We start from the raw sequence: 24,095 nt of genomic DNA, 5'->3' as shown, positions 1-24,095 counted from the left end.
CCGCGAAAAAATCAACCAAACAAAGCTCAATCACAAAAACAACAAAGCCATTCAAAGAAAAAAGGCGCATCTCCCGACGCGCCTTGCAAGATCTTTATGCTACTGTTTCTCTTTCTTTTTTCAAATTCGGATTGGCGTCTTCCGCGGCTTCGATGATACTGTAATCGGAAAGTATGTCTGCTTTTCCTTTTCCTACAGCTACATCATGCTCGAAATGCACGGAGCATTTATGATCGAGCGTACGAACAGTCCAGCCATCTTCTTCGGTGTACACTTCTTTCACTCCGAGATTGATCATCGGCTCGATAGCGAGTACCAGACCTTCGCGGAGTTTAGCACCTGACCCGCGTCTGCCATAGTTAGGCACCTGCGGATCTTCGTGCATTTTTCTGCCGAGGCCGTGGCCTACGAGTTCACGCACTACGCCGTATCCATATTGTTTTTCGGTATGTTCCTGAATAGCCCATCCGATATCGCCAACGCGGTTGCCGGCGATAGCTTTTTCGATTCCCTTGTACAGCGATTCTTTGGTAACGCGGATCAGTTGCATATGCTCTTCTTTCACATCACCGATGGCGAAGGTATACGCATGATCTCCGTGGTATCCGTTTTTGTAAACGCCGATATCAACGGAAACAACATCACCGTCTTTGAGTTCTGTTTTTGTAGGGAAACCGTGTACTACCACATCGTTCACCGAAATGCAGCTGTTGAACGGATAACCGCTGTATCCGAGGAAAGATGGAGTGGCGTCATAACTTTTGATCATATCGCCGATCAGCTGATCGATATAGAGGGTAGTGATGCCGGGTTTGAGAATTTTTGCGATCTCGGTCAGGGTCTGGCTAACCAGTCTGGCGCTGATACGCATCAGTTCGATCTCTTCCGGATTTTTGAAATGCATCATTGAGAAATTCCTTTTTGATAATTACTCTAATTAAAACAAAACCTGACAACTATAGTTTACAGTTGTCAGGTTTGCTATGCGAAAATAGAATATTTTACATAGATGCCGGTGAAACGGTCTGGCGACCCTGGATACGACCGCTCTTCATGAGGCCATCATACTGACGCATCAGCAGCTGAGTCTCAATTTGTTGCAGTGTATCGAGGATAACACCCACCATAATCAGCAGGGATGTACCACCGAAGAAGGTAGAGAATCCTGGCTGGATGCCGAGGCGTTGAGCGAAGCCTGGGAGGATACCTACCAGTGCCAGCAGTACCGCGCCGGGGAGGGTGATTTTATCCATTACAGCTCCGATATAATCGGCTGTAGGTTGACCGGGTTTTACACCGGGGATAAATCCGTTATTGCGTTTCAGATCGTCAGCGATCTGTTTGGGATTGAAGATCAGAGCTGTGTACAGGAAGGTGAAACCGATCACCATTACAGCGTACACCAGCATATAAACGAAGTTACTGTGGTCGCTGAAAGTTTTTGCAATACCCTGAGTGGTTTTGAAACCGCTGAGCAGGGTTGGCAGGAACATGATTGCCTGTGCAAAGATGATAGGCATTACACCAGCGCTGTTAACCTTGATCGGGAGGAACTGACGAGCTCCACCGAACTGACGGTTACCAACAATCTGTTTTGCGTATTGAACGGGGATCTTGCGAACGCCCTGGATCAGTACGATCAGACCCATGATGATAGCTACGAGTACAGCCAGCATGATCACGAAGTACAGGAGACCTGCACCGCCTTTGGCGGATTGAGCGCCCCACTCCTGCCAGATAGATTGTGGCAGACGTGCGAGGATACCAACCATGATCACCACTGAGCTACCGTTACCAAGACCTTTGTCTGTGATTCTTTCAGAAAGCCACATTACAAATAAGGTACCTCCCGTAAGTATAACGGTGGTGGACAACCAGAAATAATCGCGGAATGCCGGGATCATGGCAGCGCTGTTAGTCTGGTGCAGATATGCAACGTAAGCTGAGCCCTGAAGGAGGGTTACAACAACGGCGAGATAACGTGTATACTGATTGATTTTCTTTCTTCCTGAATCACCTTCTTTCTGCAGTTTCTGGAAAGGAGGATAAAGGATGGTCATCAGCTGCATGAAGATCGATGCAGAGATGTACGGCATGATACCTAATGCGAGGATAGAGGCTTGTGAAAATGCGCCTCCTGCAAATGCATCGATCAGGCCGATGATGCCTGTTCCGCCGCCTGCAGTATTGATCTTGGTGGGGTCCATACCTGGCAGTACGATATGCGTACCCAGGCGATAAACAGCTACCAGGGTAAGGGTAACAAGAATTTTACTTCTCAGTTCCTCAATACTCCAGATATTCTTAAGGGTTTGTATGAACTTTTTCACGAAACGCAGATGTTTTAGATGATGCCTTTTTGTTGAAAATCAGAAACAGGTTTGCCGCAAAAGAACTTTAGTTGCAAACCTGTTTCTTTTTTGAGCGATCAATTTAAGTCAATAAAACTGATCCACAAAAAAGACGCATGGTTAAATGCGTCTTGCAATTTACGAATTACTTAACAATTTCCACAGCACCACCTGCAGCTTCGATAGCAGCTTTCGCTTTATCACTTACTGCATTTACGCGGAAATTAACTTTGGTCTTGATTTCACCGTTTCCGAGGATCTTCACCAGGTCGGTTCTGCTTACCAGACCATTTACATACAGTGTCTCGAGAGAGAAGTCTGTAAGTGCATATTTTTCAATCAGGGTTTCTACCTGACCAAGGTTAAATACTTTGTATTCAACACGGTTGATATTGTTGAAACCGCGTTTAGGGAGACGACGCTGAATTGGCATCTGACCACCTTCGAAGGCGTTCTTGCGTTGGTAACCAGCGCGGCTTTGACCACCTTTGTTACCTTTTGTAGAAGTACCACCTTTACCGGATGCTTCACCACGGCCAAGTCTTTTCTCTCTATGTGTTGCCCCTTTTGCGGGCCTGATCTCATGTAATTTCATCGTAATTTGATTTTAACTCAACGGGGAATCTCCCCTCGCTTTTAAAAAATAATTATGCTTCTTCTACTTTCACCAGGTGAGTCACCTTGCGGATCATACCCAGGATCTGAGGAGTAGCTTCTACTTCTCTGGTAGCATGCATTTTGTTCAGTCCGAGTGCTTTCAGCGTAAGCTTTTGGCGCTCAGGTCTGTCAATTGCACTCTTTACCTGTGTTACTTTGATCTTTGCCATGTTATTAAATATTTCGGGTGCAATATTAACCATTAAATACTTTCTTCAGGTTCAGCCTGCGTGTTTTAGCTACAGTGATTGGTTCGCGCAGCATAGCGAGAGCCAGGAAAGTAGCTTTTACCACGTTATGTGGGTTGGCAGAACCGAGAGATTTAGCCAGAACGTCGGTTACACCGGCAGCTTCCAGCACAGCACGCATGCTACCTCCTGCGATCACACCAGTACCGTGAGCGGCTGGTTTGATCAGCACTTTCGCAGCGCCGTCTTTTGCGAGTTGGTCGTGAGGAACGGTACCTTTCATTACGGGTACTTTGATCAGGTTCTTCTTGGCATCTTCGATACCTTTTGTGATAGCTTCCTGAACTTCCTTGGCTTTACCCAGACCATGACCTACCACACCATTTTCGTTACCAACTACAACGAGGGCAGAGAAGCTGAATGCGCGACCGCCTTTGGTAGTTTTTACAACACGGTTAATGGCTACAACCTTTTCTTTCAACTCAAGGTCACCGGCTTTAACTCTGTTTAAATTAACTTTTGCCATTATTGCTATTTGATAATTTCTAAATTGATTTGAGATTAGAATTGTAAACCACCTTCGCGTGCACCTTCAGCTACATTCTTCACACGGCCATGGTAAAGGTTTCCACCACGATCGAAGATTACAGCGCTGATTCCCAATTCTGTTGCCTTACGGGCGATTGCCGCGCCAACCAGTTTGCTTTTTTCAGATTTAGTTCCTTTCTGAGCAGCGATGTCTTTATCTCTGGAAGATGCTGAAGCCAGTGTTTTGCCTTCGTTGTCATCGATCAGTTGAACATAGATATCAGCATTGCTTCTGAAAACTGACAGTCTGGGTTTAGCAGAAGAGCCAGAGATCTTTTTACGGATCCTGTAACGGATTTTCTGCTTCTTTTCGGCTTTTGTGTTCATGAGACTTTATTTTATATCCCCCCGATACTGCCGGGGGGATCTTTTAATTTCAAATTTATTTACCAGCAGCTTTACCAGCCTTACGACGGATAACTTCGCCAACGTATTTAACACCTTTTCCTTTGTATGGCTCAGGTTTACGGAGGCTACGGAGTTTTGCTGCAACCTGCCCGATCAGTTGTTTGTCGATCCCTTCGAGTGTGATGAGGGGGTTCTGACCTTTTTCCTGGGCAGTGGCCACTTTGAGTTCGCTTGGAATCTCAAAGAGAATATTGTGAGAATAACCGAGAGACAGGTCGAGGAGGTTGCCCTGATTAGAGGCTTTGTAACCTACACCCACGAGTTCCAGTTTTCTGGTGAATCCTTCTGTTACACCTTTTACCAGGTTGGCAACGAGTGAACGGTACAGACCGTGCATAGCGCGGTGACGGATCTGATCGGTAGGGCGTGCGAAAGTCACTTCTCCATCCTTCACTTCTACAGTGATATCCCTGTCGATAGCTTGTTTCAGTTCGCCTTTAGGGCCTTTCACTGTAAGCACGTTATCCTTACCTAAGGTAGCTGTAACACCTGCTGGAAGTGTTACCGGCTGTTTACCTATACGAGACATAGTAATGCGATTTGTTTGTTTAAGTAATGTGTTCTGAAAGAAGCCGGCTGTGTTCAGTTCCGCATAGAAAACTTAATTGTCAGGTCAGCTTCTGCTCCCTCCCTTCCGGTTGGGGGCGCAAATATAGAAAAAGAGGAGCACATTTCAGCACCCCTCCTGAATCTACTAATAAATGTAGCAGAGAACTTCTCCACCAACATTCTGCAATTTCGCCTGCTTGTCGGTCATAACACCTCTGGAAGTGCTAACGATAGCAACACCCAGACCGTTCTTCACGCGTTTGAATTCAGCTGGGCTGGCGTATTGACGCAGACCCGGACGGCTAACTCTTTCGAGCGACTTGATAGCTGGTTCTTTGCTTTGAGCATCATACTTCAGGGCGATTTTGATTACGCCTTGTTTGTTATCATCCTCAAATTTGTATTTCAGGATATAGCCTTGATCGTACAGGATCTCGGTCATACGCTTTTTCAGATTAGAAGCGGGGATTTCCACGATTCTATGGCCTGCCATCTGCGCATTACGGATTCTGGTCAGAAAATCTGCTATAGGATCAGTTACCATTGTATTGTAATTAAACTGTTCTAAATTTTGTTAATAGGATCATACCGGTAAGGGGTTTATGCCCAACCCGGCAGATATCGTATTGTTTTGCTTACCAGGAAGCTTTTGTTACTCCTGGGATTTTGCCATTTAAAGCCATCTCACGGAAAGTAACACGTGAAATTCCGAAGTAGCGCATGTATCCTTTAGGACGACCTGTCAGCTGACAACGGTTTTTCAGACGAACTTTAGAAGAGTTCTTAGGGAGCTCATCCAGCTTCTGCCACTCACCGGCAGCTTTCAGTTCAGCACGTTTTTCAGCATACTGAGCTACCATGCGTTCTCTCTTTCTTTGTCTGGCTTTTACTGACTCTTTTGCCATAATTGAATTATTACGAGTTTTACTTACTGATTGTCTTTTCTGATATTCTTGAACGGCATTCCCAGTTCTTTCAGAAGCTCATAAGCTTCTTCGTTGGTACCTGCAGTTGTAACGAAAGTGATATCCAGACCGGTGATCTTGTTTACCTTGTCGATATCGATCTCAGGGAAGATGATCTGTTCTGTAACACCCAGGGTGTAGTTGCCTCTTCCGTCGAACGCTTTATCGTTCACACCTTTGAAGTCACGTACACGTGGGAGCGCAGTTGCGATCAGTCTGTCGAGGAATTCGTACATCTTTACACCACGGAGGGTAACTCTTGCTCCGATTGGCATTGCTTTACGGAGTTTGAAGTTGGAGATGTCTTTCTTAGACAGGGTTGCTACCGCTTTCTGACCGGTGATATTGGTCAGTTCGTCGATGGCAATGTCCACCAGTTTCTTATCAGTTACAGCTCCGTTCACACCACGGTTCAGGCAGATCTTCTCCAGTTTTGGAACCTGCATCACAGTGCCGTAGCTGAAACGTTTCATGAGGGCAGGTACAACTTCTTGTTTGTACTTATCTGCTAACCTCGGAGTATATTTTGTTGTGCTCATGTCTGTAAAGTTTATCCTTTATTATATCGGCCCTGCCCGGACTAAGTGCTTTCATCAGTCCCTTGCAGGGGATGAGAGCCGGCGGACAGATTAACTTATTTAATGATTTCGCCGGATTTTTTGGTAACGCGAACGAGTTTACCGTTTTCGCGTGTACGCTTGATTCGGCTACCTTCACCTTTTTTGGCGTCGAACAGCATCACATTGGAAATGTGAATAGCCGCTTCGCGCTTAACGATACCGCCTTTGGTATTACGCGCAGAAGGCTTGGTGTGACGGGTAACGATGTTTACGCCTTCAACAAGTACACGCTCTTTGTCTGGAAATACTTCCAGCACTTTGCGGGGCTTGGTTGCATCTTTATCGTCTCCGGCAATCACAACTACTGTATCGCCTTTTTTAATGTTGAACTTAGGTTTGAATCTGTTGCTCATTTTCTTATGCTTTATCTCGTATGAGAATGTTGTTCTTCGTTATTCGCTGTCACCTTGCGGTGGAGTGAATTCGCTTACAGTACTTCAGGTGCCAGTGAAATAATTTTCATGTAACCTTTATCACGCAGCTCTCTGGCAACTGGTCCGAAGATACGTGTACCACGTGGCTCATCGGATGCGTTCAGAAGTACTACTGCGTTGTCGTCGAAACGGATATAAGATCCGTCTTTACGGCGCAGTTTGTTTTTTGTGCGAACGATCACCGCTTTAACAACAGTACCTTTTTTGATACCGCCTGCAGGGATGGCGTCTTTAACGGTAACCACGATCTTATCGCCGATCTTGGCATAATCCTGTCCGCTGTTACCCAGCACACGAATGCACAACACTTCTTTGGCGCCACTATTATCAGCTACGTTTAATCTGCTTTCTTGCTGAATCATTGTTTTAGCTTTTAGCTTTTAGCTATCAGGCATTGCAGCCAACAGCTAATGATAAATTATAATTGAGGTGTCAGCTACGCTAATCGCCAATAGCTAACTTCTTTACTACTTCGCTTTCTCGATCACTTCTACCAGTCTCCAGCGTTTTGTTTTGCTGAGAGGGCGGGTTTCCATGATTCTCACCACATCACCTACTGTGCACTCATCCTTTTCGTCATGAGCGTGGAACTTAGTAGTTTTCTTTACGAACTTGCCGTAAATAGGGTGTTTTACTTTTCTTTCTACGGCTACAGTGATAGTTTTTACCATTTTGTTGCTGGTAACTATTCCTGTTTTTGTTTTCCGCAAATTTCTTTCAGTCATCTTAGTAATTTGAAAGTTTGATTGTTTTAGTCTGAAAACCTACTCACCTTTTCTTCTCCTCAGATCAGGCTTTCAGATCTTACATTTAAGCCTGTGCCAGCTTTTGTGTCAGCATTGTTTTCAGGCGTGCAATATCCTTGCGGAGACTGCGGATGCTCATGGGGTTCTCCAGTGGAGAGATGGCATGAGCAAACTCCAGTTTCTTCAGACGAAGCTCGTCTTCCTGGATCCTTGCTTTCAGATCTGCAGCACTCAGGTCTGTCAGGCTCTTTACGAATTCTATTTTCTTAGACATAATACTCTGTTTGAGAATTTGAAGATTTGATTGAATCGGCGGCTAACGCTGCACCTCATGAATCAAATTATGCTTGATAGTCTCTGCGTACAATGAACTTGGTCTTGATCGGCAGTTTCTGAGCAGCCAGTTCCAGTGCTTCTTTAGCGGTCTGGAGTGTAACACCGTCTGCTTCAAACAGGATACGACCTGGTTCAACCACAGCAGCCCAGAATTCAGGGTTACCTTTACCTTTACCCATCCGCACTTCCTGTGGTTTGCGGGTAACTGGTTTATCAGGGAAAATGCGGATCCACACATTACCTTCACGCTTCATAGCACGGGTCATTGCCTGACGGGCCGCTTCGATCTGACGGTTGGTTAACCAGATTGGTTCGAGGGCCTTCAAAGCGAAAGAACCAAAAGCGATGGTAGAGCCACGCTTTGCTACTTCCCGGATGCGTCCTTTCTGCGCTTTCCTGTGTTTCGTTCTTTTAGGCTGTAACATTTATAAACAATTTGAAAATTTGTGAATTTGGTAATCTGAAGGTCCCTTTTTCTCAGGGCATCCTTCAAACTGCCCTTTTGCTTCGGTTATGCTTTCCTGTTGTCACGGCGTTGTCCACCGCCACCACCACGGTTGTCTCTTCTGTCTCCACCACCGCGACGGTCTCCACCACCACGACGATCGTCTCTTCTGTCTCCACCATGATGTGAGCGGCCACCTTCCTGACGTGCATCTCCTTCACCCTTACCTGCTACGAAGTTGGGGTTGAGGTCGCGTTTGCCAAGAACTTCACCTTTACAGATCCATACCTTGATACCGATCTTTCCGTAAACAGTGAGTGCAAATACGTTAGCATAGTCGATATCCATACGCAGGGTATGCAGAGGAGTACGACCTTGTTTGATTTCTTCGGTACGGGCGATCTCAGATCCACCCAGACGGCCACCAACTTTGATTTTGATACCTTCAGCACCCATGCGGAGAGCAGAAGCGATCGCCATCTTGATAGCTCTTTTATAGTTGATACGATTTTCGATCTGACGGGCAATGGTATCGCCTACGATCATGGCATCGAGCTCAGGGCGACGGATTTCGAGGATGTTGATCTGAACATCATCTTTACCAGTCAGCTTTTTCAGCTCTTCCTTGATACGGTCTACTTCGCCACCGCCTTTACCTATGATGATACCGGGCTTGGAAGTGTGGATCGTAACGATCAGCTTGTTCAGCGTACGCTCGATAACGATCTTTGCGATTCCTCCCTTGTTGATACGGGCATTCAAGTACGTTCTGATCTTGTTATCCTCGATCAACTTGGTAGAAAAATCTTTCTTGTTTCCATACCAGTTAGACTCCCAACCGCGGATAATTCCCAACCTGGCACCAATAGGATTTGTTTTCTGACCCATTTATTAGAATTTGAAAATTTGAAAATTTGTTGATCTGCTTTTACCACCGCTCATGCTGCACTGATCGTACACAGATCTTTTTCGTTTAGTTTTTAGCGTCTACAATGATCGTCACGTGATTGCTGCGCTTGCGAAGGCGGTACGCTCTTCCCTGAGGTGCAGGTAACATCCTTTTCAGGGTGCGGGCTCCATCAACGAAGATTGTTTTTACCACCAGGTTGGCATCTGCTGCACTTTTTCCTTCATTCTTCTGCTCCCAGTTGCTTACTGCACTTTTCAGCAATTTGCCTAATGGCGTTGCAGAATGTTGCGGATGGTGCTCCAGCAATGCCAGCGCTTTTTCTACTGCCATGCCACGGATCTCATCGGCCAGCAGACGCATTCTGCGGGGAGACGTGGGATAATTTCTAAGTTTAGCTACTGCTTCCATTGTAATTCTTGTTTCTGGTTCCCGGTTACCGGTTTCCTGTTTCTCCAGGTAACCTGCAACCAGTAACTATTTTGATTAAGCTACTTTTTTACTTGAGTGTCCTCTGAAGTTGCGCGTTGGTGCAAACTCGCCCAGTTTGTGACCTACCATAAATTCAGTCACGTATACAGGGATGAATTTGTTACCGTTGTGCACAGCCAGTGTATGTCCTACAAAATCAGGAGTGATGGTAGAACGGCGGCTCCATGTTTTGAGCACACCTTTCTTGGCTTTTCCTTCATTGATGGCCAGAACTCTTTGTTCCAGTTTCGCCGCCACATAAGGACCTTTTTTTATCGAACGAGCCATATCTGATTAATTTGAAGTTGAGAATTTACTTTGCTAATTTTTTACCGTTCTTACGTTGGATGATCAGCTTATCGCTGCCTTTTCCACGTGTACGTGATTTCAGACCCTTAGCGTATTTGCTGGTTCTGCTACGTGGGTGACCACCTGAAGCGCGACCTTCACCACCACCCATCGGGTGATCTACAGGGTTCATCGCAACACCACGGGTACGTGGGCGGATACCTTTCCAACGGTTACGGCCGGCCTTACCCATCATCTCGAGGTTATGATCGCCATTGCTCACGATACCTACGGTAGCGAAGCAGTTGATCAGTACCTTTCTCAGTTCACCTGAAGGCATTTTCAACACAGCATATTTCTCTTCTTTGTTGGTCAGTTGAGCAGAAGTACCTGCAGAACGAACCAGTTTACCACCCTGACCAGGTTGCATCTCAATGTTGTGGATGTTGGTACCGAGAGGGATGTTCTTCATCTGGAGAGCGTTTCCAACTTCAGGAGCTACTGCAGGTCCGCTTTCAACGGTAGAACCTACTTGCAGACCCTGAGGAGCCAGAATATATCTTTTCTCACCATCAACATAGTTCAGGAGAGCGATGAATGCAGTACGGTTTGGATCGTACTCAATAGAAGCTACAGCGGCTTTGATGCCATTTTTGTTTCTCTTGAAGTCGATCTTACGATACATCTTTTTGTTACCGCCACCGATATAGCGCATAGACCTGCGGCCTTGTGCGTTACGTCCACCAGTTCCGGAAGTAGATTCCAGCAGTGATTTTTCAGGTTCGTTGGTAGTGATCTCAGCATACGCATTCCCAATTCTCCAACGGGTACCTGCGGTGATCGGTTTGTATTTCTTAAGTGCCATTTGTTGTTACTTAAACAGTTTAAAAATCTTTGTCAATGCTTTGCGGCGTTTGACGCGCCATTCCTGATAGATATATAATTAGATATTACCGTACAGGTCGATTGCTTCACCTTCAGCTACAGTTACGTAAGCTTTTTTGTAAGCAGGTTTTACACCAGAGATGAAACCAGCTTTAGTGAAACGGTTTTTAGCTTTACCGGGAACTACGATAGTGTTCACATCAATTACATTTACACCGTAGAAATCCTGAACAGCTTTCTTGATCTCCAGTTTATTTGCCTTACGATTTACACGAAAAGCGTAAGTTCTCCTGGCATCAGTGAGCTTGTTGCTCTTTTCGGTAACGATCGGTTTTACTAATACTTCTGAGAGTTTCATATAACTCAATTTGAAAAATTATACAATTGGTGAAGCGGGTACTCCCCTGCTTCGTTACGCTTCAGCTACTGCTTCTTCTTCAGAGAAGAGTTTGGCAGTGGTTTCAGTCAACACCAGAACGTTCGCATTAACGAGGTCGTAAGTGTTCATGTCTGCGATCAGCGTACCGTTCACCTTAGGGATGTTACGGAGGCTCAGGTATACGTTATCGTTATACTCAGGCAGAATAACCAGAGCTTTCTTATTGTTGATATTCAGCGCTTTAAGAGCTTCAACGAAAGTTTTGGTTTTAGGAGTGTCGAAGTTCATGTCTTCAACAATCACAATTGCATTTTCTTTCGCTTTGTAAGCCAGTGCACTTACTTTGGCCAGGTCCTTCACTTTACGGTTCAGTTTGAAGTCGTAATCGCGGGGCTTAGGTCCGAAGATAGTACCACCACCTTTGTACAGCGGGTTACGGAGGTTACCTTTACGGGCGCCACCTGTACCCTTCTGACGGTGCAGCTTTTTGCTGGAACCTTTCACTTCCAGACGGGTTTTCACTTTGTGTGTTCCCTGACGCTGAGCAGCCAGGAATTGTTTCACAGCGAGGTAGATCACGTGATCGTTCGGCTCGATTCCGAAAATATCATCGGGAAGCTCTACTGAGCGACCTGTTTTCTGACCTTTTATGTTTAATACATCTAATTGCATCTTACTCTGTTTTTGATTTGACCCGGAGGTCAGTTCTTCAGTTAATGTTATTTCTGAACAATTACAACAGCACCGATGTGGCCAGGAACTGAACCACTCACGAGGATATAATTCTTTTCAGCGAAAATTTTCACCACTTTCAATCCTTTCACTTTCACTCTGTCGCCACCCATACGGCCTGCCATGCGCATGCCTTTGAATACGCGTGATGCGTCAGAAGAGTTACCGATAGAACCTGGAGCGCGTTGACGATCGTGCTGACCGTGTGATTGTTCACCAACACCACTGAATCCATGACGTTTAACTACCCCCTGGAAACCTTTACCTTTTGAAGTACCAACCACGTCTACGGTTTCGCCTTCAGTAAAGATGTCTACAGTGATAGTTTCACCTAATGCTTTTTCGAGAGAATAGTCGCGAAATTCTTTTACGACTTTTTTGGCGGGAGTATTTGCCTTTGCGAAGTGATTTTTCTCGGCTAAGAGTGTGTGTTTCTCTTTTTTGTCGCCGAAAGCGATCTGATGTGCGTTGTACCCATCGGTATCTTTTGTTTTTACCTGGGTAACTACACAGGGACCAGCTTCAATGATGGTGCAAGAAGTTTGCTTACCATCGGGACTGAAGATGCTGGTCATCCCGACCTTTTTTCCAATAATTCCTTTCATCGTTTTTAATTTATGCCTTCGAAAGGTTGAAGAGACAGTTGATGACGGATGACCATCAGGACTTCAATCCCCGTTTGCTACCGACCTTTTCTGTTGTTCACCGAAGCTGCCCTGATCTGCGATCTGCTGTTTGCTTCGTTCATCCCTCATCCGGGATGCCCGTGTTTGCCTTTCTGTTAAGTAGCCTCAATGAGGCATATGGCTCTGCGGGTGATAGAAGTACCGATAGTAAACTAACCTCGAAGGGCTAGTTCATATTTAAATGTTTTTTCTATCCGGATCTCTGAGTTTTCTGCTCAGGACCCGCTATAATTACCCAGCGCTGCTTTATCGGCCGTTTTACCGGACCAAGTTTGCAGAATAGGTTGGAAAGAACTATGAAAAAACCTTGTCTGGATCTTAAATCCGGACAAGGCCTCAAAAATTTTACGCTTTGATCTCTACCTCTACCCCTGAAGGCAGATCGAGTTTGCTGAGCGCATCTACTGTACGGCTGCTGGAAGTATAAATGTCCAGAAGGCGTTTGTGCGTGCAGAGCTGGAATTGCTCACGGCTCTTCTTATTCACGTGCGGTGAACGCAGAACTGTAAAGATCTTTTTCCTTGTAGGTAAAGGAATAGGGCCTGTAACTACAGCGCCGGTGCTTCGCACAGTCTTCACGATCTTCTCCGCTGATTTATCAACCAGGTTATGATCGTATGATTGTAATTTGATTCTGATTCGTTGAGACATATTCCAAAACCCATTTTTCGATGGGGATGCAAAGGTAAGGGCTTGTTTCTTTATTAACAAAAGAAATAACGAAAACTTTTGCTCCCACTGGTTAAAAAAATAGGCGGCAAAGGTAGGTGTTTACTGCCTTTGCCGCAAATAATGTTTGTATCTTACTGTATTTCAGGTGCTAATATTTCCGCTTTTGAGCGTCTGCCTTATTCCGGACACCTGATTTTTTTTATTATTTTTTTTCAGAGTTGTTCACCGCCGCTATCACCAGCACGCCAACCACCGCTGCTCCCGCTACTCCCGCCAGCACTTCTCCCCCTACCGACGCTTTGGCCGTATAGGTTTCTTTCCAACCAGTACGGTAAGGGTCTCTGTTTGTTCGGAACATCGACGATACATAAAATGCATGCTCATGCGTCACCGTCTGAATCTTGCCATCTGTCTCCATCAGCGTAGTAAGAAAGGTTCTCACCAGCATCGGAGAATTCTTCTCCTCAAAACTGAACATCTTCACATTCAGCGTGGATCCTTTCGGCATTTCAACCTTTGTTGCCACAGGTGTAATGGTGTTGCCGGCCGGCAGTTCCAGAAATCTGGTGGTAAGCTTTTTAGATTCCCGGGCTACAAAAGACATCGGAGGAACAGTCTCTCCATCCGGAGGCATGGTTGTAACTGCAGAGAAATCGGTATAGGATACAGGCGCCGGTCTTGGAATCGTTGATCCTACAGTCACTGCCTGGCCCTTTGTTTTCGCTTCCTGCGGCAGCATGCCATAGGCTTGTCCATTGATGATAAGAGAACTCCGGTTCCAATCGATCACCATCGCCTTATTCAGTTTGTTCATAAAACGGATACTCAGCGGGAAGTCTTCCCCTTTGAAACTGTAACTGATCTGAACACTGTCGTTTTCCGCAACAAACTCACTTTTATCGTTCTGCTGAAGCTGATTGCTTTTCACAGAAACGTATTGATAGGTGCGGCAGCCAGAAACGGAAATCACTAAAAAGAGCAGAGATGCTAAAATCTTCATAATCGGGTTTTGTGGTCCGGGATCATTCAGAAATGCGCTTCGCCGATCAGGCGAAACCATCCGATACGTTCCCGGTATATTTACAGAATGCGGGCTGGCATTGTAATACAACAGTTCAGTTTGTAGTGGAATTCTTCCGGTTATCTACTGAACACCGGCAGCCTGCACTACGTATGCCCCATTCCAACCAGTGGTAAAGGGATTTCTATCGGTCCTGATCAGAGAGGATACATAAAAATTATGCTCCAGAGGAATGGTCTGGATCTTCCCCCCTTCTTCAATCAGCATGCTCAGGTAAGTTCTGATCACTAAAGGAGAATTGCTTTGCTCAAAGCTGGCCATCCTTACTCTCACTCTGGGACCATGAGGCATGGAGTACTTTGTTTTCCCAAATCCCGGATGTCCCGGAGCAGGTTCTATAAAATTGTCCGTAACAAACTGAGAGCTGCGGGTTACGAAAGATTTAGGAGGAACTGTTTCGCCATCAGGAGGCATTTGAGTTACAGATCTGAATTCAGTATATGAACTGCTGGCAATTCTCGATAAAGCCAGGGTAGATGTTTCTGCCCTTCCCCTTGTTACTTTTTCTTCCCTGAAGAAACTGTAGGATTGATCATTGATGATGAGAGAAGTTCGCTTCCAGTCGATCACCATCACCTTATCCAGCTTGTTCATTACGCGGATATTTACAGGAAGGTTCTTTCCGTTGAAATTGTAGGTGATCTTCACACTGTCGTTCTCGGCAACAAATTCATCATTGCCGGTTCGCAGAAGCTGGGTACTGTTAACTGAAATATATTGGTAGGATTTACAACCGGTAAAGGATACTATTAATAGGAGCAGGGGTATTAAATTCTTCATAATCAGGTTTGTGCCCGAAAAGTAAAAAGAAATTTTCTTACAATCTGTTAAGAATGCTTCATTTAACTTTTTCGTCTGCACATATACGGCATTAGAAATAATTACTATGGTTTATCGTAGGGATAGTATCGTATAACCGGCCTGCCCGTCATTTTCTCTGTCAATGCATCTGCAGCCCCAACAATAGCAGCTTCGGCGACGATGCCAAATCCGGTGGCCATTCCTTTTCCTAATCCTGTTTCTTTTTTCACCCAGGCCTGCCCTGCATCGAATTGTCCGGGACCAATACCAGTTCTTATCAGTTGGCCTACATAAAAAGTATGCTGGTACACTATTGGCTTTGCTGCGCTATCCTCCCCCACAATACTGAGATAGTTTCTGAAACGAAGCGGTGAATTCTCTTCTGAAAATTCCGCCTCTTTCACATGGGCAACCGTACCGTCGTACATGATGCGCGAAGTAACCCTGAAGGCCGACTTTGGCAATTCATTGAAAAAGTCGTTGGTAAGCCCCATCGGCGATCTGGAAATATAACTGTGCGGTGGAATAAGCTCGCCTTTCTGATTCGTATAAGATGTTTCTGCTGCAGGCAGATCATCATTGTTATGCTCATCTGATAATGCAACAGGCTCAGGATCGCCGGTTCTTGCAGCAGCAACGATGTCCGGCATACTGGTAAGTGAACCATTGTAACTGATTGCACGCTGATTGATCACCAGTGCACTCCGGCGCCAGTTAACCCAGAGTGGCTGATCGAGTTTATTGTAGATGCGGATATTCACGGGGGCATTCACGCCGGTGAAACTGTAAATGATCTTCAGACTATCTGTGTCCACCACAAAATCTTTCTGGTCGTTCTTGTTTATGTGCTTACTATCGAAACTCAGGTACTGATAGCGGTTACAGCTTGCAGTTAGTGCTATCACTGCCAGCAGGGGTAAAATTCTTTTCATACGAAACAAGGTTTACACATCAAGATAATCATAATAAAGCGGCATCCCTGTTAACGAAAAACGAAATGCAATTATCTGTAAACTGATCAGCAAACCATCCTTCACAGAAAAAGGGCAGAACTGTTTTGCAACAAGCTCTGCCCCTTTGAATGACATGATCTATATCAAATCTACCCTGCAATTATCTTGCTCCCGGAGGGCAATATTGCTTCAGGTAGTTGGTGTACATGGTTGCCAGGTGCATGAATGTACCCTCTCCTTCCTGCATGCTGTGCGAACGGTTAGGATAGCTCATCAGCTGGAACTGTTTGTTGTGTTTCACCAGTTCGTTGATCAGCATTTCGGCATTGTTGTAATGCACGTTGTCGTCGGCGGTTCCATGGATGTACAGGAGGTTGCCTTTCAGGTTCTTCGCGTGTGAGAGCGGAGATCCTTTTGCGTAATCAGCCTGTCTTTCCTGAGGAAGGCCCATGTATCTTTCTTCGTAGATATTGTCGTATGTGTTCAGGTTAACTACTGCTGCAACAGCGATACCTGTTTTGTAGATCTCCGGATACTGGAACATCAGGTTGAGTGTAGCAGAACCGCCACCACTCCATCCCCAAACCGCTACGCGGCTGGTATCGATGAAATTCCATTTCAGCACTTCCCTGGTAGCAAGCGCCTGATCTTTGATGTTCAGCTGACCGATATTGTGGTGAATAGATTTTCTCCACTCGCGGCCTTTCGGAACCGGTGTTCCGCGGTTGTCCATAGAAATGTAAATGTATCCGTCGTTCGGCATGTTGCCGGCATAGAGAAAGTTTCTGCCAACTCCATACTGATCCTTCACGTTCTGTCCCCATGGTTCTGTGTACACGTAGAATACCACAGGGTATTTTTTGGAAGCATCGAAGTTCTTTGGCTTCACCATCCATCCGTCCATTTCAACACCTTCGGAAGTGGTAACCTTGAAGAATTCGAGTGTTGATTTTGATTTATCTGCTTTCGCTACTGCTGCATCGATCTTCGATTCGCCATCAACAGGTTTGTGATCCTGCAGGGTGATGAAATCGGCAGAAGCCGGAGTGAAATAGTTGGAGAAAGAATGCACCGCGTACTTCGCATTAGGAGATACATCATAATTATGGAAACCCTGCTGGTTTGCGGGAGAAAGGCGTTCTGCTTTTCCTTTACCATCGAGGGTAATGCGATAGAGATATTTCTGCGTTCCGTTGCCGGGTGATGCCATGAAATAAACATAACCGCCTTTTTCATCGATGCAGGCGATATCCATTACATCGTAATCGCCAACGGTGATGAGGGTTTCGCTTTTGCCGTCGCGGCTGATGCGGTAAAGATGTCTCCATCCGTCTTTCTCAGAAGGCCAGATGAATTCTTTGCCATTGTTGATCCAATCCCATCCGCCCCAGATATAGTCTTCGTCCCAGAGCTGGATAACATCGATCCACGCTGCATCTTTTTCGGTGTAGATGCTTTTGGCGCTTCCTGATTTCACGTCGCAGAGCATGATATTGCTTTCGTTCTGGCGACGATTCATATGCTGAAGAATCAGTTCATTGCTGCTGGCCCACTCGAGGCGGGTAACATAACTCTGCAACACTTTATCGGTAGGAACATTCATCCAGTTGGTTTTGCCAGCTGTGATATCCACCACACCGATTTTAAAAGGAGAAGGAGCATCTCCTGCGATCGGATATTCAACAGGCACAGCTACCGGATAGATAGAATCTGTGTTGTTCACCATCAGATAATCCTTGGTGTTCTTGGCATCGATCTGCCAGTAAGCGATCTGGCGGCTGTCGGGGCTCCAGCGGAAACCGTCGCGGCAGAAGAATTCCTCTTCATACACCCAGTCGAAGGTACCGTTGATCAGCTTTCTGTTGCCGTCTTTGGTAAGTTGTTTGATGGCTCCGGTAGCGAGGTCTTCCACATAAATGTTGAATTCGCTTACATAAGCCACTTTTTTTGCATCGGGAGAGAATTTGGCGAACATCAGTGAGCTCGCTGCGCGGCCTTTACCCAATTGTTTGAGGGTGCCCGCTTTTTTGTCGAATACCCAGTAATTGCCCTTGGTATTGAGGCGCCATACTTTGCGGGTATCTGTAAACAACAGCACTTTCTGATCATCTTCAGAAAAACTGAAACTGCTTACAGCCAGTGCACTTTTAGAAGAGGCGGGTGTAAGCTGTTCTTTGGTCAACACCACGGTAGCAGGAGCTTTGGGCACATTTTGTACAATTCCTTTATCAGTCATTTCGTAATAACTGTTTCCGTCCTTTGCCCATTGAAGTCCATCCTGAGCGAAGAGCGAATCGGTAGCAAGCATGCCGATAGCTAAAACTATCAATCGGCTAATGGTTCTTTTCATTTGCATTTCCAGCGAAATTTTAGGGCTGGAAATTAGTACAAAACCACGTGGGCAACAAAGAAGAATGATAAAAGGAAAAAATAAAGGCCCTCTGTAGGAGCAGAAGGCCGGTACTTTGGAGGTTAAGGTTTAGTCAACCTTACTAGCCATCATACAGATCTATGCGTTGCGTAAGTAGGATTTTTGCATAGAAATAATTTGCTTCAGGGGTTAACATTGCAAAAGAACGCAATTAGGTGATTGAACTCAGCACCGATTTGCATGTGTGACAGCCGGTTGATTAACTGTGCAGAAACAGGCATATCTGTGCAATAGTTGTACTATCTTCGCATCATTCCAAAGGGGGTGCCTTACAGGCTGAGATTATACCCTTTGAAGAAAACCACTCAAAAGTTTTCTTCATCCACCTGATCCGGGTAATGCCGGCGTAGGGATAAACAAAAAATATGAACATACAGGATTGGTTCCATTTACTCTGGCAGCAGGTCAGGGAAACTGCAATGCTTCAATGGCTGGCAGTTGCATTAGGTGTAGCGGAAGTGCTGCTCGCGAGAGCTAATAAGATCTGGCTCTACCCTGCCGGCATTGCCGCTACGGCTCTTTCGGTTTTCATTCTCTTCGAAGCAGGATTGTTTGCAGAATGTCTGCTCAACCTATACTACATCGTTATGAGCATCTATGGCTGGTGGTTCTGGGTGAAGAAGCGCGACAAACCCGCAGTGAAAGTAAGCTTCAGCAATCAACGCGACTGGCTGAATGTGATGCTGATAGTTGTAGGTGGATTTATAGTGCTTTACACTTCGCTGAAATATTTCACTCCATCTACAGTTCCTGTAATGGATGCATTTGTAAGCGCTACGGCATGGGCAGGCATGTGGTTGCTGGCCAAACGCAAAGTGGAGAACTGGATACTGCTGAACATTTCGAATGCAGTGGCTGTTCCTTTGTTGTTCCACAAGCAGCTACCACTGTATGCTTTCCTCACTATCTTTTTATTCATCATCGCGGTGATGGGATATTTCCAGTGGAGAAAAACAGCGCAGCAGAACAAGGAAGAAGACAGTTATCTGGTACCCTCGATTGAATAATAATGATCATACCCCTCGATAAAATCATTGCGCCCGAAGCAGTGGCCATCATTCGTGAAACGGCTGCTGCAGCTGAGTTGCAGGGCAGTCTTCATCAGGCACAGCTCGAACTCGCCTGGCGAAACAACTGGTTCAATCTGTTTGTTCCGAAAGCTAATGGCGGATTGGAACTATCACTCCCCGAAGCATTGCGGGTGGAAGAAGCATTGGCGTGGGCAGATGGCAGCCTCGGCTGGACAGTTACGCTTTGCAGCGGAGCTAATTTCTTCATCGGCTTTTTGCATCCGGACGAAGTGCAGGGTATTTTCTCCAACCCCAAAGTTTGTCTGGCAGGAAGCGGCGCGCCGACTGGAACCGCCACACTCCGCAACGGCATGTACGAAATTGCAGGCAAATGGAAATACGCCACTGGCGCACCACACGCTACCATCTTCACAGTCGCATGCGTAATAAAAGAGAATGGAGTGGTGAAACGCGATAGCAATGGCAACCCGGTAACAGAAGCATTCTGGCTCCGGCCAGATGAAGTGAAGCAGATACCAGACTGGCATATGATGGGCATGAAAGCTACAGGCAGCATCAGCTTTGAAGTTGCGCCCATAGCTGTTCCGCAGACCCGCCGGTTTCTCATCGAAGCAGAACATGCAGTGCTGCCACATGCGGTGTTCAAATATCCATTCCATCAATTTGCAGAAGCCACACTGGGCATCAATTTCTGCGGCATGGCTTTTCGTTTTCTGGAAATCTTATTGCAGCAGCATTCCACGTCACCGGCAAAAATGGAAGCCGCCGGAAAACACGAAGCTGCTCTACTCATGACCCGTGATCTTTTTTATACGCAGGTCGAAAAATCATGGGATATGCTCGTGAAAGATGGGCACATCTCAGAAGATACACTAACGGCGGTGAGTAAGTGCAGTACGAACCTATTTGCAGTGTCGAAACAACTGATGCAGGAACTGTATCCAGTACTGGGTATGATGGCAGCCGACGAAAACTCGGAAGCCAACAGAATCTGGCGGAATTTTTTCACTGCAAGCCAGCATAAGCTGTTGCGCGGATCTTAACGCCGTTACAATTCCAGCTTCAGTTCTATTACCTCCATTGCCGCCAGCTTTATTGTTCCGGGGAGTACTTTACCCGTTTGCTTTTCAATTACCTGTTTTGGTTTCAATCTTCCCCAATGGAAAGATGTTTCCGCAGCAATCGGTTCCGGATTGAAAAGACGCACCATGAATGCGTTCGTTCCATCTGGCTGAATACTCGTTACCACGATATTGTTATTGCTTAATCCGAAAAGATTTGTGGTGTTGCTGAAACCCTGCTTCACGGGTACTGCAAGCAATGGTTGCGTAAAAGCAGCAGCAGCCTTCTCCATCTCTGCATTGTTTACTTTCTCATGCGGACGCAACGCATAGTTGTATTGACTCTTTCCTTCCTGATCTGCTTTGTAGTTGGTATGCCAGTAATTGTTCATCACATAGCTGAACCAGTTACTCGTATTATCTGCGTGTGTCTTCCAGTTCTTATGCGCATTGCCGGCGGTTTGTCTTTCATCGATCATAGTGCCGGGCTCGGTAAGCGGGGTTTGAATCCACAACAGCTGAATGCCTTTGTCAGTGGAACTTGCATCCAGCCAGCGGCGGCCATAGAGATAATCTTTGTTGGAGCCTGGCAACTGATCTGCCTGAAATCTGATAATGCCATAACCCGCATCCAGCGTGGTTTGCTGAAGCTGACTGTTGAAGGGAAAACCAAAATGTACCGCTTCTTTGCTTCTTACTGATTTCTTATCGATGATGTTTTCGATCCGAACGATGTCTTCACCTGCCAGTAATGTGATATTGCGTTCGAGACTGTTCGCACCCGGTGCCGCAGACTTGAGCGATACGCGCGTGAGTACAGGTCCCGATTCCAGCAATACTACTTTGATGGGATTATTGGAGGTGGCATCTTCCGGGTTTGTTCCGGGAACATACCAGTAACTGTTCAGTCCCTGTTTGTTGAAGCGCCCTGCATAGTTGAAAGCACCGTCTTTGGTGAGGCTGGTAATGCTTCCGTCAGTGGCATCCCAGCTGAGTTTGATCAATCCGTTCGAAAGCGAATTTTCTGTTTGCGTTATTTGATTGGCTGCGGGTGCAGGCTCATCAGACAATTCAAACATCGCCGTGCCTAAGGCAGGCACATCGTGCGCGATAAATGCAAAACTTCCGTTGCTCAGCTTTTGCAGTGGGTACAATTTCCCATTAGCCGCTTTTACCGATTGAGCCGATCCATTAATACGAATCATTGCCGCACCGGTTCTCGGAAATGAGCTTGTATTGAATACTGCTATTATTTTCGAATGTGCATCACTGATAGTATTCATCAATTCATCTGCAAGCTGATTGGTTCGCACATCAGCATCCAGCATAAATTGCTTTTTGATTCTCCATTGTTCTGTAACGAAAGTTATATCCGGACTGGTGATGCTGTTATGTGCTCCCCATGTATGTTCATGAAAGAGGAGAATATTTTTCCATGCTTCATAGAACAGTTGCTCATTGTATTTTCCGGGGTTCAGCATGCTGTACAAAGTTGTGAGTTGCTGCAGGCGAAGGCTGTTCACACGATTCTTTCCTTCTTCTTCAGCGGTTGACATGGCGCCATCTTCCCAGTACGGCGAGATATCTCCTTTTACAACAGGGATCTGCTTTCCATACCGACGCTCAAAATCTTTGAACATGGTTTCAGCAGTACTCAATACGATCCTTGGAGAACTGTATTTTTCATTCCAGCTGGCAACGAATCGGGAGATGCTGGTATCGACAGGACCATTATCAGCCACGATATTGTATCGCCACTGCACTATCTCATAAGGATATTTCTTCTTGTTCAGTTCTTCGAGGTAGGTGGCTATGCGTTGCGGGCCTCTGTCGAACACAGCACCGGGGCCGGTTCCATGCCAGGAGGAATAACCTTTACCTCCAGCCCAGAAGAGGATCTTTTCTTTTCCGTCGGGCCCCATCCACCAAACAGGATTATCGCCCCATGCTTTCAGAAAATGACCTGCACGGTCGCCGAGGAATGGATGATGCTCGCCGATGTAATTCGATCCGACAGAGAAATATTTTACACCGGCTTTTGCCAATGCTGAAACAGTGCTCCATGCGAAGCCTGGAACATCGGAAGTCATGGCTACTGAAAAATCAAGTCCATACTGCTTTTTCAGACGGGCTGCATAATCAGTGTAATGGAACATTTCTTCCGGTTGGCTCAATCCGGTTAAGATATTCGCATAGAGTGCAGACAGATTGATGCTTCCGCTCTTCACTGCCGCAATGAATTTTTCTTTTTGACCGGCACTCGCCTGCTTCAGATAATTTTCAACAGCCCATAACGATTCAACATTCCATGTAAACCTTGCAGCTGCAGGCAGGGCCCTGGTTTGCTCGATCATGCGGAGAGCATCATCGATATTTTTGTTGTGGATCTTTTCCACTTCAGGTTGCAGGTGTGAGTAGCCAATATCGGTATGGGAATGATGAACAAAATACAATTGTCGATGCACAACAGGTTGAATAATCACCTGCCTGCGAAACAGTTCTTTTCCGCGCGATGAAACTGTTACCAGTATGCTGTCTGTTTTTTGTACAATATCAACAGGGATATCGTATTGATTGATCCCTTCTTTAACAGGAAATTTGAAAGCTTTTTTATTGGCATGCACATCCATTACATCGTTAGCGCCGAAATGCAGTGCAGTAAAGGAAAGCAGCTGTTTTCCGGACTTCAGCATGAAGGGTGTAGCGATCACATCCGCTTTTTCTTCAAAAGAAAATTTGAAGGTCATGAACCAGTCGTTGCTTTGCTGTGCTTGTCCGGTTACTTTTATTTTCACCGGTTTACCAAGAGTGAGGCGTGTTAAGGGCAGGCGAAGAAAAGCAAGGCCGTGTGCATCGCTGTTTCCATCGAGTTTCTTTTGAATGAATACAAGTCTGGAGCTGTCAGGCGCGGCGAAGGTCCAGTTAGGATTTCGGTTACCCGGCTGCGTGGTAAAGGTGAGCAATTTTTGATCGTTCACATAGAGGTCGAAATTGCGGGGCCCTCCGCTGGTAGCGCTGGAGTGTGCCGCAACCCAGCTGAAATAAACGTAGGGGCCTTTTTCTGATGCTGGTAACGCAGCGGTTTCCCATTCGATGGTTTTGTTGCCGTCTGAGGCGCGGGTGAGTAATGCTATAGGTGCGTGATCGGGATAGATGGAGAAGTAGCCGATATTCTCACCACCGACTTCATGGGCATATCCGGTAATCCATTTGATATTGCCCAGCCAGGGAATATTGGATTGGGCTGATGCTGAAATGCAGAGCAGACAAAGGTTCAGCAGTGCAAATACTTTTCTCATGCGGCGAGTTTTTATCGTTCTGGTTTGCGCACATCACTGAAATTGCCGGCTATCGGTAGGTACAAAGCGGGCAATTAGTATGTACGTATGTTCAAACATATAACATTTCGGGAAAAGACATAATATCCGGA

The 24,095-nt window shown here is 46.0% G+C and carries 30 protein-coding genes and 1 riboswitch; of the genes, 2 read left to right on the top strand and 28 right to left on the bottom strand.

The window, feature by feature from the left end; translation table 11 throughout:
• Positions 1-94: 94 nt before the first annotated feature.
• The 27 genes from map to HHL16_RS19430 all read right to left on the bottom strand — a co-directional run bounded on the left by map (position 95) and on the right by HHL16_RS19430 (position 18,492).
• A complete protein-coding gene (map, locus tag HHL16_RS19560; protein WP_169427031.1) occupies positions 95-907 on the bottom strand; it encodes a type I methionyl aminopeptidase in 813 nt (270 codons plus the stop codon).
• A 94-nt stretch (positions 908-1,001) separates the two neighbouring features.
• Positions 1,002-2,330 carry a preprotein translocase subunit SecY gene (secY, locus tag HHL16_RS19555; protein WP_169427030.1) on the bottom strand — a complete coding sequence of 443 codons (1,329 nt, stop codon included), beginning with the start codon at positions 2,328-2,330 and terminating at the stop codon, positions 1,002-1,004.
• A gap of 166 nt (positions 2,331-2,496) precedes the next feature.
• Complete coding sequence (gene rplO, locus HHL16_RS19550; protein WP_169427029.1) at positions 2,497-2,946, bottom strand: 50S ribosomal protein L15; 450 nt, start codon at positions 2,944-2,946, stop codon at positions 2,497-2,499.
• 52 nt (positions 2,947-2,998) lie between these two features.
• A complete protein-coding gene (gene rpmD / locus HHL16_RS19545) occupies positions 2,999-3,178 on the bottom strand; it encodes a 50S ribosomal protein L30 (protein ID WP_206022496.1) in 180 nt (59 codons plus the stop codon).
• A gap of 25 nt (positions 3,179-3,203) precedes the next feature.
• Positions 3,204-3,722, bottom strand: a complete 519-nt coding sequence (gene rpsE, locus HHL16_RS19540) for a 30S ribosomal protein S5 (protein ID WP_169427027.1) — start codon at positions 3,720-3,722, stop codon at positions 3,204-3,206.
• A gap of 35 nt (positions 3,723-3,757) precedes the next feature.
• Complete coding sequence (gene rplR / locus HHL16_RS19535; RefSeq protein ID WP_169427026.1) at positions 3,758-4,111, bottom strand: 50S ribosomal protein L18; 354 nt, start codon at positions 4,109-4,111, stop codon at positions 3,758-3,760.
• Between the two features lie 55 nt (positions 4,112-4,166).
• A complete protein-coding gene (gene rplF, locus HHL16_RS19530) occupies positions 4,167-4,721 on the bottom strand; it encodes a 50S ribosomal protein L6 (RefSeq protein ID WP_169427025.1) in 555 nt (184 codons plus the stop codon).
• Positions 4,722-4,886: 165 nt separating this feature from the next.
• Positions 4,887-5,285 carry a 30S ribosomal protein S8 gene (rpsH, locus tag HHL16_RS19525; RefSeq protein ID WP_169427024.1) on the bottom strand — a complete coding sequence of 133 codons (399 nt, stop codon included), beginning with the start codon at positions 5,283-5,285 and terminating at the stop codon, positions 4,887-4,889.
• Between the two features lie 91 nt (positions 5,286-5,376).
• Positions 5,377-5,646 (bottom strand): 30S ribosomal protein S14, encoded by a 270-nt coding sequence (gene rpsN, locus HHL16_RS19520; protein ID WP_127132374.1) that lies wholly within the window; start codon positions 5,644-5,646, stop codon positions 5,377-5,379.
• 23 nt (positions 5,647-5,669) lie between these two features.
• Positions 5,670-6,245: a 50S ribosomal protein L5 gene (gene rplE, locus HHL16_RS19515; protein ID WP_169427023.1), complete on the bottom strand. Its 576-nt coding sequence runs from the start codon at positions 6,243-6,245 to the stop codon at positions 5,670-5,672.
• A gap of 95 nt (positions 6,246-6,340) precedes the next feature.
• Positions 6,341-6,679, bottom strand: a complete 339-nt coding sequence (gene rplX, locus HHL16_RS19510; RefSeq protein WP_169427022.1) for a 50S ribosomal protein L24 — start codon at positions 6,677-6,679, stop codon at positions 6,341-6,343.
• Between the two features lie 74 nt (positions 6,680-6,753).
• Positions 6,754-7,122, bottom strand: a complete 369-nt coding sequence (gene rplN / locus HHL16_RS19505; RefSeq protein WP_119051017.1) for a 50S ribosomal protein L14 — start codon at positions 7,120-7,122, stop codon at positions 6,754-6,756.
• 105 nt (positions 7,123-7,227) lie between these two features.
• Positions 7,228-7,485: a 30S ribosomal protein S17 gene (gene rpsQ, locus HHL16_RS19500; RefSeq protein WP_169427021.1), complete on the bottom strand. Its 258-nt coding sequence runs from the start codon at positions 7,483-7,485 to the stop codon at positions 7,228-7,230.
• Positions 7,486-7,570: 85 nt separating this feature from the next.
• Positions 7,571-7,780, bottom strand: a complete 210-nt coding sequence (rpmC, locus tag HHL16_RS19495) for a 50S ribosomal protein L29 (protein ID WP_169427020.1) — start codon at positions 7,778-7,780, stop codon at positions 7,571-7,573.
• A gap of 67 nt (positions 7,781-7,847) precedes the next feature.
• On the bottom strand, positions 7,848-8,267 hold the full coding sequence (gene rplP, locus HHL16_RS19490; protein WP_169427019.1) for a 50S ribosomal protein L16: 420 nt from the start codon (positions 8,265-8,267) through the stop codon (positions 7,848-7,850).
• Between the two features lie 86 nt (positions 8,268-8,353).
• On the bottom strand, positions 8,354-9,175 hold the full coding sequence (gene rpsC, locus HHL16_RS19485; protein ID WP_169427018.1) for a 30S ribosomal protein S3: 822 nt from the start codon (positions 9,173-9,175) through the stop codon (positions 8,354-8,356).
• A gap of 85 nt (positions 9,176-9,260) precedes the next feature.
• Complete coding sequence (gene rplV, locus HHL16_RS19480) at positions 9,261-9,605, bottom strand: 50S ribosomal protein L22 (RefSeq protein WP_169427017.1); 345 nt, start codon at positions 9,603-9,605, stop codon at positions 9,261-9,263.
• A gap of 75 nt (positions 9,606-9,680) precedes the next feature.
• Positions 9,681-9,953, bottom strand: coding sequence for a 30S ribosomal protein S19 (rpsS, locus tag HHL16_RS19475; RefSeq protein ID WP_169427016.1), 273 nt, complete (start codon positions 9,951-9,953; stop codon positions 9,681-9,683).
• Positions 9,954-9,978: 25 nt separating this feature from the next.
• Complete coding sequence (gene rplB, locus HHL16_RS19470) at positions 9,979-10,818, bottom strand: 50S ribosomal protein L2 (protein WP_169427015.1); 840 nt, start codon at positions 10,816-10,818, stop codon at positions 9,979-9,981.
• A 78-nt stretch (positions 10,819-10,896) separates the two neighbouring features.
• Positions 10,897-11,196 carry a 50S ribosomal protein L23 gene (gene rplW / locus HHL16_RS19465; protein WP_169427014.1) on the bottom strand — a complete coding sequence of 100 codons (300 nt, stop codon included), beginning with the start codon at positions 11,194-11,196 and terminating at the stop codon, positions 10,897-10,899.
• A gap of 54 nt (positions 11,197-11,250) precedes the next feature.
• Positions 11,251-11,889 carry a 50S ribosomal protein L4 gene (gene rplD / locus HHL16_RS19460; RefSeq protein WP_169427013.1) on the bottom strand — a complete coding sequence of 213 codons (639 nt, stop codon included), beginning with the start codon at positions 11,887-11,889 and terminating at the stop codon, positions 11,251-11,253.
• A gap of 47 nt (positions 11,890-11,936) precedes the next feature.
• Complete coding sequence (gene rplC / locus HHL16_RS19455) at positions 11,937-12,554, bottom strand: 50S ribosomal protein L3 (protein WP_169427012.1); 618 nt, start codon at positions 12,552-12,554, stop codon at positions 11,937-11,939.
• Positions 12,555-12,980: 426 nt separating this feature from the next.
• On the bottom strand, positions 12,981-13,286 hold the full coding sequence (gene rpsJ, locus HHL16_RS19450; protein ID WP_014220852.1) for a 30S ribosomal protein S10: 306 nt from the start codon (positions 13,284-13,286) through the stop codon (positions 12,981-12,983).
• Positions 13,287-13,509: 223 nt separating this feature from the next.
• On the bottom strand, positions 13,510-14,307 hold the full coding sequence (locus HHL16_RS19445; protein WP_169427011.1) for a hypothetical protein: 798 nt from the start codon (positions 14,305-14,307) through the stop codon (positions 13,510-13,512).
• A 144-nt stretch (positions 14,308-14,451) separates the two neighbouring features.
• Positions 14,452-15,168 carry a hypothetical protein gene (locus HHL16_RS19440; protein ID WP_169427010.1) on the bottom strand — a complete coding sequence of 239 codons (717 nt, stop codon included), beginning with the start codon at positions 15,166-15,168 and terminating at the stop codon, positions 14,452-14,454.
• Positions 15,169-15,272: 104 nt separating this feature from the next.
• A complete protein-coding gene (locus HHL16_RS19435) occupies positions 15,273-16,121 on the bottom strand; it encodes a hypothetical protein (RefSeq protein WP_169427009.1) in 849 nt (282 codons plus the stop codon).
• 181 nt (positions 16,122-16,302) lie between these two features.
• Positions 16,303-18,492 (bottom strand): DPP IV N-terminal domain-containing protein, encoded by a 2,190-nt coding sequence (locus tag HHL16_RS19430; protein WP_206022495.1) that lies wholly within the window; start codon positions 18,490-18,492, stop codon positions 16,303-16,305.
• 331 nt (positions 18,493-18,823) lie between these two features.
• Positions 18,824-18,943: riboswitch (TPP riboswitch) on the top strand.
• Between HHL16_RS19430 and pnuC the strand changes: the two genes are divergently transcribed.
• Both pnuC and HHL16_RS19420 read left to right on the top strand, forming a co-directional pair.
• Complete coding sequence (gene pnuC, locus HHL16_RS19425; RefSeq protein WP_169427007.1) at positions 18,939-19,580, top strand: nicotinamide riboside transporter PnuC; 642 nt, start codon at positions 18,939-18,941, stop codon at positions 19,578-19,580. Its footprint overlaps the riboswitch before it by 5 nt.
• 2 nt (positions 19,581-19,582) lie before the next feature.
• A complete protein-coding gene (locus HHL16_RS19420; RefSeq protein ID WP_169427006.1) occupies positions 19,583-20,647 on the top strand; it encodes an acyl-CoA dehydrogenase in 1,065 nt (354 codons plus the stop codon).
• A gap of 5 nt (positions 20,648-20,652) precedes the next feature.
• Here the strand turns inward: HHL16_RS19420 and HHL16_RS19415 are convergent, their stop codons facing one another.
• Positions 20,653-23,964, bottom strand: a complete 3,312-nt coding sequence (locus HHL16_RS19415; RefSeq protein WP_169427005.1) for a glycoside hydrolase family 38 C-terminal domain-containing protein — start codon at positions 23,962-23,964, stop codon at positions 20,653-20,655.
• Positions 23,965-24,095 lie beyond the last annotated feature (131 nt).

This window comes from Pseudoflavitalea sp. G-6-1-2 (assembly GCF_012927185.1).
Classification (GTDB): Bacteria; Bacteroidota; Bacteroidia; order Chitinophagales; family Chitinophagaceae; genus Pseudobacter.
Note: the sequence above shows the minus strand (reverse complement) of the source record. Positions and strands in the feature narration are given on the sequence as shown.